The organism is Lagierella sp. ICN-221743 (genome assembly GCF_037890055.1).
GTDB lineage: Bacteria > Bacillota > Clostridia > Tissierellales > Peptoniphilaceae > Mediannikoviicoccus.
The window spans coordinates 1-18,134 of record NZ_JBBKBD010000001.1; the positions used below are offsets into that span (position 1 = coordinate 1).

An 18,134-nucleotide genomic window follows, 5' to 3' on the forward strand; every position below is an offset into this window, starting at 1 on the left:
TGAATTATAGCGATTCTATTTAGGAATCGCTATAATTTGTCCAGGGTATATTTTAGAGTCCTTTAAGTTATTTATAGAAATAATTTCATCTACAAAGTCCCTTATATCTCCTTTATGATCCGATTCTTTTGCTATATCCCAAACTGTTTCATCGCTTCTAACTGTATATGACATATATTCAATCTTTGATTCATGCCCTTTTGATAATGTATAATTAAATGCAAGTGCTACTATTGTTATTAGTGTCAATATAATAATACTCATGCTTAGATAAAATCTAAATTTATTTACTATTCTATACTTTTTCATAACGTCCTCCGTTCATATGTTCGTTAATTATATGATATCGAACATTTGTACGGTTGTCAATAGTTTTCGAACAAATTTTCGTAAATTAGAACTTATGTTTGTTTACTAAGATTCTATATGCTATAATTTACTTAAATGAGGTGTTAAAAATGTATGAAGATTTAAATAAAAAAGAAATGATACTTCTCGAATTTTTAAAGAATTTTATAAATGAAAATGGGTATCCCCCATCATACCGAGAAATTATTGAAGATATAAAGATTATAAAATCTACTTCTACTATCAATTCATATTTAATACAACTTGAGAAAAAAGGCTATATTAGACGGGATCCTACTAAGAATAGAGCTCTTGAAATAATTGATATGGATGATTATATGACCGTTGGCAAAAAAGAAACATATGATATACCTATAGTAGGAATGGTTACAGCAGGCCAACCAATTCTTGCAATAGAAAATATTGAAGATACCTTTCCCCTACCTATTGAGTTTTCTCAAAAGGGTGAACTATTTATACTAAATGTATCTGGGGAATCAATGATAGAAGCAGGCATTCTAGACGGGGATAAAATAATAGTAAGAAAACAAAATGTTGCAGAGAATGGAGACATAGTCGTAGCTCTTATAGAAGACTCTGCCACAGTCAAAACTTATTATAAACACAGTGATCATATTGAACTTAGACCTGAAAACTCCAGTATGTATCCAATAATAACAAAGCAAGTTGAAATTTTGGGAAAAGTAATAGGTTTATTTAGAGAAATATAGATGGACTAATCCATCTATATTTTTATTTTATCTATTTCCATAAATTTTTGTAACACTTTCATCAATGCCAACTTGCATTGATAGAAGTTAAGCCCACCTTGATAATAAGCTACAAAAGGGTATCTAAGAGGACCATCTGCCGATATTTCTATGGAAGAACCATCGATAAAAGATCCTGAAGCCATTATAACTTTATCTGTATATCCGGGCATATCCCAAGGATAAGGGGTTACAAATGAATCTACTGCAGAAGCTTCTTGAATACTTCTACAAAACTCAACTACTAATTCTTCATCTTCAAATTGAATTGCTTCAATTATATCGTACCTAGTTGAATTGGAGTTTGGAAAAGTTTTAAAACCTAAACTTTCAAAAGTAGATGCAAACAACAAAGCTCCTTTAAGTGCTTCCATGGTAACTTTAGGTGCAAAATATAGGCCTTGTAGTGTTGTTCTTGTAGTACCAAATGTTAAACCAGTTTCTTTTCCAAGTCCTGGAGCTGTTAGTTTTATAGCTATCCTCTCAATTAATTCATTTGTACCAACAATATAACCACCACTTAAAGCTATTCCTCCACCTGGATTTTTTATAAGAGAACCAACCGTTAAGTCAGCCCCCAATTCTGAAGGTTCTTGTACTCTTGTAAACTCTCCATAGCAGTTATCTACCATAACTATAATGTTTTTATCTATAGATTTAACAAAGCTTATAGCCTTTTCTATCTGCTCCAAACTAAGTGCATCTCTTAAACTATAACCTGTTGACCTTTGTATCATTACTAATCTTGGTTTATTTTTTAAAATCTTGTCTTTTACAGCATATAAATCTATATTACCATCTTCAAGTAAATCTACTTTGTCATATTTAACTCCAAGTTCTATAAGTGTACCTTTAGTTTCTCCCTCAATACCAATAACCTGTCTTAATGTATCATATGGATCTCCATTAATAGAAAGTATTGAGTCTCCTGGTAATATACTTCCCTGTAATGCTAAAGCTAGAGCATGAGTTCCAGAAGCAATATTTGGTCTTACTAATGCATCCTCTGTTTTAAATACTTTCTTATATATCTCTTCTATTTTATCTCTTCCAGGGTCTCCATAACCATAACCTGTGGTCCAGTTAAAATCAGAAGATGAAAGTTTACTTTCCTGCATAGCGTTTAATATTTTTAAAAGATTGTGTTCTTCTATTTCTTTTAGTTTTATAAATCTTTCGTTTAGTTCATCTTCCTTTTGACATACATAATCATAAATATTTTCATCTATTCCATATACATCTTTGTAAAATTTTTTATTCATCTATATCCCTCAAAATATAATCAGCTATCTTTTCAAAATCGTAGCCATATTTCTTTATATCAATCCAATTTATCCTATCATCTCTTCTAAACCATGTATATTGCCTCTTTGCAAGTCTCCTGGAATTTCTTTTAAGAAGCCTTAACATTTCATCATAATCGGTTTTATTATCTAAATAATCTATAACCTCTTTGTATCCGATTCCCTTAAATGAAATAGAATTTTTATCATATTTTGAAATTAAAGACTTTACTTCTTTTAAGAGACCTTCTTCTATCATTTCGTCAACCCTATGGTTTATTCTTTCATAAAGCTTTGATCTTTCTTCTTCCAAACAATAGATATGAAAGTTATAATCTTTATTCTCTTCTCTAAAGTTATCATTTTTTTCAGAGTATTTAAGGCCCGTTGTATGATTATATTCAATAGCCCTAATAATTCTTTTAATATTATTTTCATCTATTGTCTTAAGTGAATTAGGATCCTTTGATTTTAGTAAATCTAAAAGTGGTTCAGGACCTTCTTTTTCATATATGTTCCAAAGTTTATTTCTATAATCTTCGTTTGGCTCTTCTTCACCAAATTCAAGTTTATACACTAAAGAGTTTATATATAGCCCTGTACCTCCAGCAATAATAGGAGTTTTGCCTTTTAATAATAAATTATCAATTATTTGAAAAGCATCTTCTTGAAAGTTTGAAACATTGTACTCTTCATCAGGATTTACAACATCAATTAAATAGTGCTTTATATCATTTTGAATTTTTCTACTTACTTTTGCAGTTCCAATGTCCATTCCTCTGTATATTTGCATGGAATCTGCCGAAATTATTTCGCTTTTGAGTTTATTTGCCAAGATTAATGATAACTTAGTCTTCCCTACTCCCGTCGGACCCACAATTAAAATTACATCTTTCATTATTTAACCCTCAAAAATAGTTTTTCAAGTTCATTTTTACTAACTTCTATTATAGTTGGTCGTCCATGTGGACAAGTTAGAGGATTTTCACATTGTAAAAGTTGTTGTAAAAGTACCTCAAGTTCTAAGTTAGACATAAAGTCTCCCGATTTAACAGATGCTTTACAAGACATGGAAATTATTTTGTTAATAATTTCTGAGTCATCAAAACTATTAATATCATCATTTAATCTATCCAATATATTTGTAAAAAGATCTCCTGTTTTTGGAATCTCTAAAATTTCAGGAAGTCCTCTTATAATAAGTGTGTCATTGCTAAATGCATCAACTTCAAAGCCTAAATCATAGAACATATTATAAAATTTCCTATATAGATCCATCTCTTTATCTGTAACATTTACAAGAATTGGACTTACTAATTGTTGGCTTGCTACTTCTTTTTTATTATATAAATTTAGAAATTTTTCAAAATTTATTCTCTCATGGGCAGCATGTTGATCCATTAGTATAATCTTATTTTCTTTAAGAGATTGAAAAATATTATAGGTTTTAAAAATAGTCCCAATATATTGATAACTTTTTATTTCTTTACTTGATTCGCTAAAATAACTTATATTATCTATTTCAATATCTTCTTCGTCTTCAATTTCTTTATTTGAAAAATTACATGAAGGTAAATGTTCCTCCTCTACGAAAAAATCATATTTAGCATCCAAGTCTGAAATATTAGAATCTTCTTCGTTATTAGAACTATCTTCAAAGTTTGTAGTACTATAGAAACTATTAATTTTCAAATCTTTTTCTTCATATGAATTAGAATATCTGTTTAGTAAATCTTTAAAGTCATTATTATATAGCTTTGGAACTTCTTCATCCTTATCATGTACAGATAAGTTTAAAAGATTCTTGCTTTCATTTAAAATTCTAGGCAATTCTTTATTAATCGAATTCTTAATATCATCTAAAATAACAATAGAAACTTTTTCTTTATTTGGATGAATATTTACATCAATAAGATTTGGTTTTATCTCAAAAAATAATTGAAAAGCTGGAAATCTTCCATTAGGTATTAATGAACCATAGGCTTTTTCTATTGCATTTGAAATATCTGAGTTTTTTACATATCTTCCATTGATATAAATATATTCCATGGACCTATTGGAGCGGTAATATCTATTATTTGATATATAGCCCTTGATGCTAAAATCCTTTTTATCAATATTAACTTCTAAAAGCTCTTTTGTAAATTCAAATCCAAAAAGCTCTGAGAGGTTAGATTTTAAACCTTGACCCTTAATAGTTCTAAAAACTTCTTTATCATCCTTTACATAAGTAAATCCAATATCATTATTACCTATGGCAAGTCGATACATAATTGAAGTTATAGCATTGGATTCTGATATTGTTGAATTCAAAAACCTCTTTCGCACAGGTATGTTGTAAAACAAATCTTCAACAATTATAGAAGTGCCATTATTTTTTGCAATATCGCTACGTGAAACCAGTTGTGATGACTCAAATATAAAAGAAGATCCTATATCGTCATCTTTAGTTTTTGTTTCTATGGTGGTTTTGGAAATAGAAGTTATACTTGCTAGAGCTTCTCCTCTAAAACCAAGTGAGCATATATTATAAAGATCGTTAAAGTTATCAAGTTTTGAAGTAGCATGTCTTTTCACTGCAACCTCTACCTCAGACTTTGAAATTCCACATCCATTATCTGTAACTTTTATATAATTCAATCCGCCTTCAGAAATTTCTACTTTTATCTCAGTGGCCTTTGCGTCTATTGAGTTTTCAACAAGTTCTTTAACTACAGAAAAAGGTCTTTCAATAACCTCTCCTGCAGCAATCTTTTGAATTGTATCTTTTGAAAGTATTTTAATCATATTATCTACAAATCCTTAGCTTCATTAAGTATTTTAATCATATTATCTACAAATCCTTAGCTTCATTAATTATTTCATCCAACTTAGTCAATGCTTGCATAGGAGTAAGCATATTAACATCAACTTCTCTAATTTTATCAATGAAAATCTCATATGAAGAATCCACCTCTTCATTACTCATATCGAAAAGTGATTCTTCTATAATGTCAGAATCTTTTTCTCTTTCTCTCTCGATATTTGAAAGTATCTTTTGAGCTCTGTTCGTAAGCTCAAGTGGTAAACCAGCAATTTTAGCTACTTCAATTCCATAAGATCTATTAGATTTGCCCTCTACAATTTTTCTTAGGAAAACAATACCATCTTTATTTTCTTGAATTTTAACTTTCAAATTAATGACATTATCAAATTTATCTTCAAGCTCAGTCAATTCATGATAATGCGTAGCGAAGAGAGTTTTAGCTTTAATTTTCTTACTAATATATTCAAGTACTGCCCAAGCTATACTTAGTCCATCAAAAGTGCTTGTACCTCTTCCAACTTCATCTAAAATTAAAAGGCTATCTTTAGTCGAGTTCTTTATAATATTACTAACTTCATTCATTTCAACCATAAAGGTACTTTCTCCCTTATATAGATTGTCAGATGCACCAATACGAGTAAATATTTTGTCCACAATGGATATATTTGCTTCATCAGCAGGAACAAATGAACCTATTTGTGCCATTATCACAATTATTGCTATTTGTCTTAAATAGGTTGACTTACCACTCATATTTGGTCCAGTAAGTATTTGGATATCATTGTATCCCAAGCCTATGGTAGTGTCGTTACTTATAAAATTCTCTAAACCTATAGAATTTTCAACTATAGGATGCCTTCCACCACTTATTTGGATAAGACCTATATTATTTAAATTTGGTCTAACATATTTATTTTCATATGCAACTATTGCAAGAGAATTGAATACATCTATTTCGGATATTATCTTTGATGTTTCCTTTATACGATTGATACAATCAAGAATTTCAAGTCTAATTCTATTAAATATCTCATATTCTAAGTTTACTATTTCAGAATCCGAACTTAAAATCATATTTTCAATATCTTTAAGTTCAGAAGTTATAAACCTTTCAGAGTTAGTTAAAGTCTGTTTTCTTTCAAAATAGTCAGGAATAAATTTTAAATTACTTTTAGTTACATCTAAAAAATATCCTAGCTTTTTATTAAAGACAACCTTAATATTTTTTATTCCTGTTTCTTCTTTAAGTTCTTGCTCATATTCAATTAATCTTTTCTTTCCCTTGACTCTATTATCTCTAATTTCATCTAAATGGGCATCGAAGCCAACTTTTATAATATTTCCTTCTGTAATTAATATTGGTGGATCTTCTTCAATAGATTTATCTAGTAACTCATATATATCTTTTAATGTGTCTAACTTTTCAACTATTGATTGTAAGACTTTGCTGTCATTATCTAAAATAGCCCTTTTTATTTCCGGAAGTTTTTCAATAGAAATTTTTAAAGAAACTAAATCTCTAGCATTTGCTCTTCCAAATGACAATTTACCAATAAGTCTTTCTAAATCGTATATCTCCTTTAATAAATTTGATATATTATTTTGTAATGATCTAGAATTGTAAAAAGAATTTACTATTTCTTGTCTAATAATAATTTCATTTTTATCCATTAATGGTCTTTCTAAAAAACTGTGTAAAAGCCTGCTTCCCATTGATGTAGACGTATTATTTAATATTGAATAAAGTGATCCCTTCTTAAAACCTGTTGAAAGATTTTTATGAATCTCAAGGTTTATAATTGTATGAGAATCAATATTCAAATATCTATCTATTTCGTAATAATATGCACTTTTAATATGCGTTAAGTTTTCGGTCCTATAATTGTAAATATAGCTTAATAGCAAGCTTATAGCTTTAAAGATTTTTAAGTCTTTTAATTCAGATGTTATTTCCTTTTCATCTATTATTTTTTCATGATCATTTTCAGCAATATTTTCCGAAATAGTTAATGTTATATTATTTAACTCAGCCAAGTTACTTAAAAAATCTTGTGAAAAAGCTTTATTCTCATTATAAATTATTTCTGATGGACTTACTTTTATTATTTCATTTTCTATTTTCTTTTCTAATTCTGAATGATTGGAATATCTAACCTTTGTAAAGTGAATACTTCCATCTAATATGTCCGAATAAGCTAAAGTTACAATATTATCATCAAAACAAATAGCCATTAAATAGTTAAAATCAGATGAATCTGTTGCTTCTTTATTTATGATTGTTCCAGGTGTTACCTTGTCAATAATTCCTCTTTTAACTATCCCCTTTGCCTCTTTTGGGTCTTCTAATTGCTCACATATTGCAACTTTATAGCCTTTTTCAACAAGTTTTGATATATAAGTATCTGCAACGTGATATGGAATCCCACACATAGGACATTTTTGATTATTACCACAATCTCTCTTAGTTAAGGCTATTTCAAGCTCTCTTGAAGCTGTTATGGCATCGTCAAAGAACATTTCGTAAAAATCTCCCAGTCTAAAAAATAGAATACAATCTTTATTCTGTTCTTTTACTTTCATATATTGTTGCATCATTGGAGTTAAATTGTCCATTATATCACCTTATATTAATTCTCCGCTAAGTGAAAAAGAATTATGACTATTTATTTTCACTTGAACCAGTTTTCCTATTAGTTCTTTTGGACCTTCAAAGTGAACCAGCTTATATCCTCTAGTTCTTCCTGTTAATATATCTTCGTTATTTTTACTAGGACCCTCGACTAATACTTCTACCGTTTCACCTAACATTTTTTCGTTATTTTCATAAAATATTTGATACATCTCTTCTATTAGTCTATCAAATCTCTTTTGGCTTACATCTCTCGGTATTTGCTCATCCATTGTTGCGGCCTTTGTGCCTTCTCTTTTACTGTAGATAAAAGTAAATCCTTGGTCATATCTTACTTCTCTAACTACTTTTAAAGTCTCTTCAAAGTCTTCCTCTGTTTCACCTGGAAATCCAACAATAATATCCGTTGATAGAGTTATATTAGGAATTCTTTTTTTTAACTTTTTAACAAGATTTAAATAGTCCTCTTGAGTATATTTCCTATTCATTGCTTTTAATACACTGTTTGACCCTGCTTGGAATGGTAAATGTAAATTTTCGCATACCTTATCACATTCTGCCATTGCATCTATTAAATCATCTGAAAGATCCTTTGGATGGCTAGTTAAAAATCGAATTCTTTCAATTCCGTCAATCTTATTTATCATTCTAAGCAAATCTGGAAAAGAACAAGGATTTTCTAAATTCTTTCCATATGAATTTACATTTTGACCAAGTAGAGTGACTTCTTTATAACCTTTTTCGGCAAGTAATTGTATTTCTTCTAAAATACTTTCTGGACTTCTACTAACTTCTCTTCCCCTTGCATATGGAACTATACAATAGGTACAAAAGTTATTGCATCCTGTCATAATATTTACATATCCTATAAAGTTATGATCTCTATTTAAATTTGGTATTTCATCTATTAAATCCGTCTCTGATATATCTACTACCATTTTCCCAGTATTTAGATGTCTGTCGATTAAATTAGGTAGCATAGAAATATTTTTAGTTCCAAATATTATATCAACATGTCTATACTTTTCTCTAATTACATCTCTAGCGTCTCCTGTTTGCATCATGCAACCACAAACTGCAATAATCATGTCTGGTTTCTCTCTTTTAAGTCTTTTTAGAGCTCCCAGTTGTCCATAAACTTTAAGCTCTGCATTTTCTCTAACAAGACATGTGTTGTATATTATAAAGTCTGACTCTTCTAAATCTTCAGTTCTTTCGTAACCTAAATTTTCTAAAATATATCTAATTCTTTCAGAGTCGTGTTCATTCATTTGACATCCATAAGTTATTATAGTGTATTTCTTTTTCATAAAATCTACTTTTCAATTGCCTTTCTAATCAAATCATATTTTTTTACAGGAAAGTCTATTTTAGTCGTAAATATCTCTTTAGCTCGTGGAACTACATCTACAACTTCTCCCTCAGCGTTTGTCATTTCGCCTATAATGAATTTATTATATTTATATTCTGGTCCGAATATTTCTAATTCATCTCCTGAAAATATTCTATTTCTTTGTTCAATTGTAGCTGTTTTTGTATCTTTATCATAATCTAGAACTACACCTACAAAATCATAATTTCTAATGTATGAGCTTGTGGTATATAATTGATCGTGTTCGTCTGGCTTTTTAAAAAAGAATCCTGTTGTAAAATCTCTATGGGAAACTTTTTTTATTTCATCTAAAAGCTCTGTTGCTAATTCTTCTGTGTAAGTTCCATTATAATATGCATCTATGGCAATTCTATAGCTTCTAATAACTGTAGCAACATAATATAATGTCTTAACTCTTCCTTCAATCTTTAAGCTATCTACATTAGCTTTAAAAAGTTCTGGAATATGCTTTATCATACATAAATCTTTAGAGTTAAATATAAAAGTACCATTATCATCCTCTTCAATAGGATAATATTGTCCTGGTCTTTTTTCTTCAACTAAATTGTATTTCCATCTACAAGCTTGGGCACAGTCTCCCCTATTTGCATCTCTACCTGTCATGTAATTGCTTAGTAAACATCTTCCAGAATATGAAATGCACATAGCACCATGCACAAAAACTTCAAGATCCACATTTGGAACTTCACTTTTTATTTTGCTTATTTCGTCTAATGAAAGCTCCCTTGCAAGTACAATCCTCTTAACTCCCATACTCTCCCAAAATCTAACGGTCTCATAATTAGTTACGGAAGCCTGAGTTGATAAATGTATTTCAATATCTTTACTTACAGACCTAATAACTGAATATATTCCAGGGTCTGATACAATAAGTGCATCTACCTTACTATTTACAAGAAACTCAACATATTCTTTTAATCCAATTAGATCTTCATTATGCGGAATAATGTTAAGTGTTATATAAATCTTTTTATTATTTTCATGAACAAATTCTATAGCTTCTAATAGCTGTTCATTGGTAAAATTTTTAGATGCTTTTCTCATTCCAAAATCTGGACCAGCTAAATAAACCGCATCTGCACCATAATGAATTGCATATTTTAATTTTTCTAAATCCCCTGCTGGGGCAAGTAATTCTATTTTTTCCAATCTAAACTCCTCATCAAAACAATATCCTATAAGAGATTAAATCTTATAGGATATTGACATTCCATCATCTATAGGTATAATTGATGTTCTATATTCCTCTAAATTAGAAATATATTCAAGAAACTCATTTAATCTTTTGACGATAGTTATTTTTCTATGGCGCTTAGTAAGCGCTTCTTCATTACATACCATACCTTTAAATAGTACGTTGTCACATACAATAATACCTTTATCATTTATCAAATTCATTGATTCTTTAAAATATTTTAAATATTGTCCCTTCGCGGCATCGATAAATATCATGTCAAATTTTTCTTCGCAATCTAGTAGATATTCATAGGCATCACATTGAACGACATCTATACTATGACTAAAATCAAAATCCATTATATTTTTTTTAGCAATTTCAATCATTTTAAGATTTTTTTCTAAAGTTATTATTTCAGCATCACTATATGCCAGATTCATAATAATAGATGAATAGCCTATTGCTGTTCCTAGTTCTAAAATCTTTTTTGGTTTTTGCAAGCTAACAATAAGAGTTAAAAATTTAGACACTTCAGCTTCAATAATTGGAACATGATTTTCCTTAGCATATTTTTCCATCTCTAATAGTCTTGAATCTTTTGTAATTGATAAAGATCTTATATAATTTTCGACATTTGAATCTACTATCATTAATCTAATTTGATTTCCTTTTCAATAGCTTGAAACACTTCTTGAAGTTTCATAGAAAAACTTGCTTCAGAAAATAAAAATCTACTAACTTCTGGATTTAAGGACAATATATTTTGTAAGTTTTGAAGATTTTTAAAATCTTCACCTGTAGCCTTATTCTCTTGTTTTTTTAATTCATAATCCAGAATTTTTCTTCTGAAGTCATCAATCATATCCCTGTTCTTTTCATCTTTATAAACTGTTTCATGTAATTTTTTATATTCCATAAACTCAGAGCTATTTGCGAGCTCTTTGCCTATCTCTGTTGCTTTTGAAACTAAATCCATTATAAACTCCTAAACTTCTATAATTACAGGAAGTATCATTGGTCTTCTCTTTATCTTGCTAAATAGGAATTTTTTTAAATCCTCTCTAACTTGATGTTTAATACTTCCCCAGTCTTTTATATTATTTTCTTGACATTCTTGTAGAGAATTTTCAACAACATGCTTTGCATCGTCCATTAAAGACATACTTTCCTTGACATATACAAAACCTCTGGAAATAATGTCAGGGTCAGATAAAATTTCGTTAGTATCTTTATTAACTGTGATTACAACTACAATAAGTCCATCTTCTGAAAGATGCTTTCTATCTCGAAGTACAACATTTCCAACATCACCTACTCCAAGACCATCTACTAATATATTTCCGGCATAGTCTGTATCTAGTAATCTTGCGCCTTTTTTTGTAAATTCATAGGTATTTCCATTTCTACCAATAAATATATTTTCACTGTTCATACCAAGTGACTCTGCTAATTCTCCATGAACTTTTAAATGTCTATACTCACCATGTGCTGGTATAAAATATTTTGGTTTTACAAGCACATGCATAAGTTTTAGTTCCTCTTGGCAAGCATGTCCTGAAACGTGAACATCAGCTAATGCATCATAAATTATATTTGTACCTATTTCAGTTAGTTTGTTTATTATTTGAGACACAGTTTTTTCATTACCAGGTATTGGTGTTGCAGAAATAATAATGGTATCTGTCGGTGTAAGTTTTACCATTCTGTGTTCTCCATAGGCCATTCTTGTTAAAGCACTCATTGGCTCACCTTGAGAACCTGTGGTTAGTAATACAATTTTATCACCATCATACTTATTTATATCTTTGAGATCTATTAATGTATTATCTCTAACATCAAGATAATTCAATTCTTTAGCTACAGAAATAATATTAATCATGGATCTACCTGAAAGCGCAACCTTTTTATTATAGTGCTCTGCAGCATAAATAACTTGTTGTATTCTATGCAAGTTAGATGCAAAAGTTGCAACTATAATCCGAGATTTTGCTTTGCCGAATAAATCTATAAATGTTTCTCCTACAGATCTTTCACTTAGAGTATATCCACTTCTAACAACATTTGTGCTGTCAGCAACAAGTGCTAAAACTCCATTTCTTCCTATCTCCGCAATTCTTGTAAGATCCATTCTATCACCGTCAATTGGAGTATAATCTATCTTAAAATCTCCCGTAAAGAAAACTACTCCAAGTGGTGTATTGATAGAAAGACATACAGCATCTGGTATACTATGACTTGCTTGGACAAACTCTATATCAAAACATCCTAGTTTTATAGTTTGACCCTTCTCAACTACTTTTAGATTATTTGAACTAAGATTGTGTTCAATAATTTTATTTTTAATTAAACCAATAGTTAGATTTGTAGCATATACATCAATATCTAGTTTTTTAAGAACAAAGGGTATTGCACCAATATGGTCTTCATGTCCATGGGTTACTACAATCCCTCTAACTTTGTGTGCATTTTTTTCTAAATAATCAATATCTGGTATAACAATGTCAATACCTGGCATACTTTCATCAGGAAAAGTTAAACCAGCATCTACAACTATGATATCATTGCCATATTCAACCACAGTCATATTTTTACCAATTTCAGATATTCCCCCAAGAGGAATTATTTTTAACTTTCCATCTTTGCCATTTTTATTGTTTCTACCATTATATTTCTTATATGTTTTTCCTTTTTTATTTGGCATCTAAATCTCCTTACTTAATATTATTTTTCTCTTGACATTGAGAGCAGATACCAAAAAACTTCAAAACATAATTTGTTACTTTAAAACCGTAATTCTTTCTAATACTTTCTTCTATATCACTTGTTAAATCATAACTTACTTCTTCAACCTTATTGCATTGTGTGCAAATTAAATGATGATGCTGATGCTCTTCATCTCTTGTTAACTCATATCTATATCTATTATCATCAAAATTTAATTTGTAAACTAAGTTAAGTTCCTCAAATAATTGTAAAGTTCTGTATACTGTTGCTATACCAATATCTTTATCTTTTTTATTTACAATTAGATGTAGTTCTTCTGGACTTAAATGCTCAGAAGAATTTTCAAGTAATGTTTCATAAATAACTTCTCTTTGCTTAGTTATTTTGTATCCATTATTTTGAAGTATAGATTTGAATTTTTCTAAATCCATTGCTATCTACCTCCCTTTTTGTCTTTTTTCTCTTTCAATTCCAAATATATATCTATAACTTCATCAAGTTTTTTTTCATTTTCAATTCCCTCAAATAAAACTTGACCATCTTCATCTTTGACAGTTTTAAATATATATAAAATTTCATCGTCTTCATCTGTAGATTTTAAAACTACATAATCATCGTCTTCCACACCGAAACTATCTACAAGATAATATTCTTCTATTTCATTGTTTTCATTGTATATTTCAATTATTTCCATAATATCTCCTTATTTAATCATATCCAAATATGACTGAAGTATATATGTCGAAGCAACTTTGTCAATCACTTTTTTTCTATTCTTTCTACTGACATTTCCTTCAATTAAAATACGTTCTGCAGAAACTGTAGTAAGTCTTTCATCTTGTAAAATTATTTCATTATTTAACTCTTTCTTCATACGAGAAACAAAGTCTAAGACTTTTTCACCTTGTGGACCAATGGAATTATTCATGTTTTTAGGTAGCCCAACCACTATTTTCGAAACATTATTTTCTTCAATTATTTCCTTTAGCCTTTGAATATCCTTTTTTATTCCCGTTCTAATAATAGTACTATGACCTTGAGCGGTAATAAAAAATGGATCACTAATAGCTACTCCAATAGTTTTATCTCCTACATCTAAACCCATAAATCTTTCCATTATAACTCCTTATATTACTTTGATATAAAAATCTTCACATACAGTGGCGCAATATCCACAAAGCACACATTTATTAGGATTTACTTTTGCCTTATTATTTTCAAGATATAATGCATTTTGGTCACATCTTTTAACGCATTTTCCACATCCAATACAATAATCCTCAATTATAAGTTTTCTCTTTCTAGATGAAAGTTTTTCTAGTTTTTTATTGCACTTATTGTTAATAATAAGATCAACATTACAGTCTATTTCATCTTTCGATTGGCAACCGATTGCTATACTATCAGCTAAATTTAATTCTTTAACAAATTTAATTGAGTCATATACTTCAGAGATAAGATGACCTCCACCTAGTGGCTTCATACTATATATACCTTTATTGTAAGACTTTGCCTCTTTAAGAACTCTTATCATATCTTCTGCATTTCCATCGGGAATTCCAAGACCATTTTTATTTAATATTGGATGAAGAACTTCTATTTCATTAAATTTATTAGCTCCTTCAACTCCAGAAATTCTGTGTGTTGATAACCCTACTGTTCTTATATACCCTTTTTCTTTTGCTTTAATAAGAAATTCTAAAGCTTCGTAATGACCTTTGATTGTAAATTCCGATTCCTGTTCATGTAATAAAAAAATATCGATATAATCTGTGTTTAATCTATTAAGAGCTTCTTCTAGGGCTTCTTTTGCAAGTTCTTTATTCCATGCATAAGTTTTGGTTGCTATAACATATTTATCTCTAGAAATTCCAGCGTATCCCTTTTTTAAATACTCATAATTGTCATAAAGCTGGGCTGTATCAATGAAATTAACGCCTTTTTCAAAGGCATATCTTATAAGATATGCCCCTTCATCTACAGGTAGATTACTTTGAAAAGGCGTAATCGTTAAACTTCCGAAACACATTGGAGAAACCATAATTCCTGTGTTCCCTAACTCTACTAATTTCATTCTATTTTTCTTCTTTTAAATAATTTTTTAGAATTTCTTCAAGTAAATCATCTCTATCCACTTGTCTAATAATATTTCTAGCATTTCCATGAGAGGTTATATACGTAGGGTCATCAGATAGTAAATAACCTATGATTTGATTAATTGGATTATATCCCTTCTCTTTTAGGAGTTCATAAACTGTTGTTAAAATTTCTTTAATTGATTTTTCAGAATCTTTTTGTGGTTCAAACATCATAGTTTCGTTCAAATGATCTTTATTCATAAAAACCTCCTTGTATACCAATATTACTTAATAAAATTATCGATTATTGACTTAACAGAAGATAAAGCCTCATCTACTTTGTCAACATCTTTTCCACCTGCCATAGCAAAGTCAGGTCTTCCCCCGCCATTTCCTCCGGTAATTTTAGCTACTTCTTTAACTACATTTCCTGCAGAAATAGTCTTTCCAGCTAAATCTTTTGAAACTGCTGATAAGAAGTTTATTTTTTCGTCAGTTATATTAGCAAGAACAACTACTCCAGATTGTAATTTATCCTTTAAGTTATCTCCCAATGCTCTTAAGTTGTCTACAGACATGTCATTTACTTTATAAGCTACGAATTTTATTCCTGAAGTTTCTTTTACATGTTTAAGGATGTCGTCACTGCCTTTTAAACTATCTTTTTCTTCAAGTTTAGCTAATTCTTTTTCTAAAGCTTTTAGTTCTAAGTGCATATCTTTAACTTTTAAAGTTAGGTCTTTCTTTTCTGACTTCAATTCATCTGATAGTTCATTTAATAGATTTTCATCTTCTTTTAAGACTTCATATACTTTTCTACCTGTTATGGCTTCAATTCTTCTTACACCTGCTGCAACTGAAGATTCTGAAACTATCTTAAGCATTTGAATTTCAGCTATGTTTTCAACATGACAGCCACCACAAAGTTCTACAGAGAATTTATCACCTATGGAAACAACTCTAACAATATCTTTATACTTGTCTTCAAATAGACCTACAGCTCCATATTCTTCAGATTCTTTTAGTGTCATATTTTGTTTTTTTACAGGTAAAGCCTTTGATATGGCATCATTTACTATATTTTGTACTTTTAATAAATCTTCTTTAGAAATTGTTTCAAAATGAGTTATATCAAAACGAAGTCTGTCTGGTCCAACATAAGAACCAGCTTGGTGAACGTGGTTTCCAAGAACATCTCTTAGGGCCTTATGCAATAAGTGAGTTGCTGTATGATTTTTTGTAATATCACGACGTCTATCTACATCAACCTGTAAATCTACATCGTCACCAATATTTATTTTTCCTTCTTTAACAGAAACAAAATGATAAATTCCGTTATTCTTATTCTTTTTGGTGTCAAAAACATCTATCAAACTAGTTTTAGATTTTATTATTCCTGTGTCACCTATTTGACCTCCACCTTCTCCATAGAAAGGTGTAGTTTCGGTTACGATAATACCTTCTTCACCAGCTAATAGACTGTCCACTAAAGAGCCTTCTTTTAAAATCATAGCTACTTTAGACTTTGCACTCATATTGTCATATCCAACAAAGTTAGACTCTTTCAAATTGATTAGATGTTCATTCTTTTCGTTTGCCCAACCAACATTTCCACTTTGTCTTGATGATCTAGATCTTTCTCTTTGTTCTTCAAGTAAATTTTTAAAATCATCAAGATTTACATTTAAAGAATTTTCCTTAAGTATTTCAACTGTTAAGTCTATAGGAAAACCATAAGTGTCATATAATTTAAAAGCATCTTCGCTTTTAATATAATCATGTTTGGCTTTTTTTGCATTATCTATTAAATTTTCAAGAATTGATAGTCCTTGGTCTATAGTTTCCTGGAATTTGCTCTCTTCAGAAGATATAATCTTAGTAATTCTTTCTTTATCTTCTAAAAGTTCTGGATATTCCATATTGTAAATTTCCATAACTTTATTTACGATTTCAGGTAAAAAGTTATCTTTTATACCAAGTAATTTTCCATGTCTAGAAGCTCTTCTAATTATTCTTCTAAGAACATATCCTCTACCTTCATTACTAGGAATAATGCCGTCGTACACTAAGAAAGTCATTGCTCTAACATGGTCTGCTATGATTCTTATTGATATATCTTTTTTACTGTCAGTTTTATACTGGACCCCTGAAATTTCTTCAATTTTATGGATAATGTCCTTAACAAGATTTATTTCAAAAATATTGTCGGCATTTTCCATTACCATTGTAATTCTTTCAAGTCCCATTCCAGTATCTATATTAGGATGTTTTAGTGGTGTATAATTTCCATTAGCATCTTTATTAAACTGTGTAAATACTAAATTCCATACCTCTAAGAATCTATCACAGTCACATCCAGGCTTGCAGTTTGGATCACCACAGCCATTTTCAACACCTCTATCAACATGTATTTCAGAACAAGGTCCACAAGGCCCTTCTTCAAGTTCCCAAAAGTTATCATCTTTTCCAAGTCTTACTATCTTTTCTTCAGGAACGCCTATTTTATCTCTCCAAATAGTGTAAGCCTCATCATCTTCTTCATATACAGAAACCCATAGTATTTCTTCTGGTATTTCCATTCTCTCAGTTAAAAACTCCCAAGCCCACGTAATTGCTTCTTTTTTAAAGTAATCTCCAAAAGAGAAGTTTCCTAGCATTTCAAAAAAAGTACCATGTCTTTGAGTTATACCTACAGAATCAATATCTGCTGTTCTTATACATCTTTGAGAAGATGCAGCCCTATTTCCTGGCATTTTTAATTCTCCAGTAAAATATTTTTTAAGTGGTGCCATACCTGCGTTAATTAACAATAAACTGTCATCATCCATAGGTATTAGTGGAAAGCTCTTTATTATATTGTGTTCTTTTTCGCGAAAGAATTCTAAAAATTCTTTTCTAATTTCATTTAAACCTAAGTTTTTCATTC

Annotated in this window: 17 protein-coding genes; 1 reads left to right on the forward strand and 16 read right to left on the reverse strand. The window is 29.6% G+C overall.

The window, feature by feature from the left end:
• Positions 1–15: 15 nt before the first annotated feature.
• Complete coding sequence (yneA, locus tag WKS98_RS00005) at positions 16–309, reverse strand: cell division suppressor protein YneA (protein WP_498915801.1); 294 nt, start codon at positions 307–309, stop codon at positions 16–18.
• A gap of 149 nt (positions 310–458) precedes the next feature.
• Here yneA and lexA point away from each other — a divergent pair, with 149 nt between their 5' ends.
• The gene (lexA, locus tag WKS98_RS00010; RefSeq protein WP_498915803.1) at positions 459–1,079 is read left to right on the forward strand and encodes a transcriptional repressor LexA; all 621 of its coding nucleotides are present in this window, start codon (positions 459–461) and stop codon (positions 1,077–1,079) included.
• Between the two features lie 14 nt (positions 1,080–1,093).
• Here lexA and WKS98_RS00015 read toward each other — a convergent pair whose 3' ends face one another.
• Genes WKS98_RS00015 through alaS form a run of 15 tightly spaced genes read right to left on the reverse strand, consistent with a single transcriptional unit; the run spans position 1,094 to position 18,132 of the window.
• Positions 1,094–2,380, reverse strand: coding sequence for a methionine gamma-lyase family protein (locus tag WKS98_RS00015; RefSeq protein ID WP_498915805.1), 1,287 nt, complete (start codon positions 2,378–2,380; stop codon positions 1,094–1,096).
• A complete protein-coding gene (gene miaA, locus WKS98_RS00020; protein WP_498915807.1) occupies positions 2,373–3,299 on the reverse strand; it encodes a tRNA (adenosine(37)-N6)-dimethylallyltransferase MiaA in 927 nt (308 codons plus the stop codon). The genes WKS98_RS00015 and miaA overlap by 8 nt, the downstream gene beginning before the upstream one ends.
• Positions 3,299–5,188, reverse strand: a complete 1,890-nt coding sequence (mutL, locus tag WKS98_RS00025; RefSeq protein ID WP_498915809.1) for a DNA mismatch repair endonuclease MutL — start codon at positions 5,186–5,188, stop codon at positions 3,299–3,301. Before mutL ends, miaA begins: the two co-directional genes overlap by 1 nt.
• Positions 5,189–5,234: 46 nt before the next feature.
• Positions 5,235–7,820, reverse strand: a complete 2,586-nt coding sequence (gene mutS, locus WKS98_RS00030) for a DNA mismatch repair protein MutS (RefSeq protein WP_498915811.1) — start codon at positions 7,818–7,820, stop codon at positions 5,235–5,237.
• Positions 7,821–7,829: 9 nt separating this feature from the next.
• Positions 7,830–9,146 (reverse strand): tRNA (N6-isopentenyl adenosine(37)-C2)-methylthiotransferase MiaB, encoded by a 1,317-nt coding sequence (gene miaB / locus WKS98_RS00035; protein WP_498915814.1) that lies wholly within the window; start codon positions 9,144–9,146, stop codon positions 7,830–7,832.
• 5 nt (positions 9,147–9,151) lie between these two features.
• A complete protein-coding gene (locus tag WKS98_RS00040; protein WP_498915816.1) occupies positions 9,152–10,378 on the reverse strand; it encodes a peptidase U32 family protein in 1,227 nt (408 codons plus the stop codon).
• Positions 10,379–10,414: 36 nt separating this feature from the next.
• On the reverse strand, positions 10,415–11,056 hold the full coding sequence (locus tag WKS98_RS00045) for an O-methyltransferase (protein WP_498915817.1): 642 nt from the start codon (positions 11,054–11,056) through the stop codon (positions 10,415–10,417).
• Positions 11,056–11,382: a YlbF/YmcA family competence regulator gene (locus tag WKS98_RS00050; protein ID WP_498915819.1), complete on the reverse strand. Its 327-nt coding sequence runs from the start codon at positions 11,380–11,382 to the stop codon at positions 11,056–11,058. The genes WKS98_RS00045 and WKS98_RS00050 overlap by 1 nt, the downstream gene beginning before the upstream one ends.
• A 9-nt stretch (positions 11,383–11,391) precedes the next feature.
• Complete coding sequence (locus tag WKS98_RS00055) at positions 11,392–13,107, reverse strand: ribonuclease J (protein WP_498915821.1); 1,716 nt, start codon at positions 13,105–13,107, stop codon at positions 11,392–11,394.
• A gap of 10 nt (positions 13,108–13,117) precedes the next feature.
• On the reverse strand, positions 13,118–13,561 hold the full coding sequence (locus WKS98_RS00060; RefSeq protein WP_498915823.1) for a Fur family transcriptional regulator: 444 nt from the start codon (positions 13,559–13,561) through the stop codon (positions 13,118–13,120).
• 2 nt (positions 13,562–13,563) lie between these two features.
• On the reverse strand, positions 13,564–13,824 hold the full coding sequence (locus WKS98_RS00065; RefSeq protein WP_498915825.1) for a DUF1292 domain-containing protein: 261 nt from the start codon (positions 13,822–13,824) through the stop codon (positions 13,564–13,566).
• Positions 13,825–13,833: 9 nt separating this feature from the next.
• The gene (ruvX, locus tag WKS98_RS00070; RefSeq protein ID WP_498915827.1) at positions 13,834–14,247 is read right to left on the reverse strand and encodes a Holliday junction resolvase RuvX; all 414 of its coding nucleotides are present in this window, start codon (positions 14,245–14,247) and stop codon (positions 13,834–13,836) included.
• Positions 14,248–14,256: 9 nt separating this feature from the next.
• On the reverse strand, positions 14,257–15,204 hold the full coding sequence (locus tag WKS98_RS00075; RefSeq protein ID WP_498915829.1) for an aldo/keto reductase: 948 nt from the start codon (positions 15,202–15,204) through the stop codon (positions 14,257–14,259).
• Position 15,205: 1 nt separating this feature from the next.
• Complete coding sequence (locus WKS98_RS00080) at positions 15,206–15,469, reverse strand: IreB family regulatory phosphoprotein (protein WP_237036360.1); 264 nt, start codon at positions 15,467–15,469, stop codon at positions 15,206–15,208.
• A gap of 23 nt (positions 15,470–15,492) precedes the next feature.
• Positions 15,493–18,132 (reverse strand): alanine--tRNA ligase, encoded by a 2,640-nt coding sequence (gene alaS / locus WKS98_RS00085; RefSeq protein WP_498915831.1) that lies wholly within the window; start codon positions 18,130–18,132, stop codon positions 15,493–15,495.
• Between the last annotated feature and the right edge of the window lie 2 nt (positions 18,133–18,134).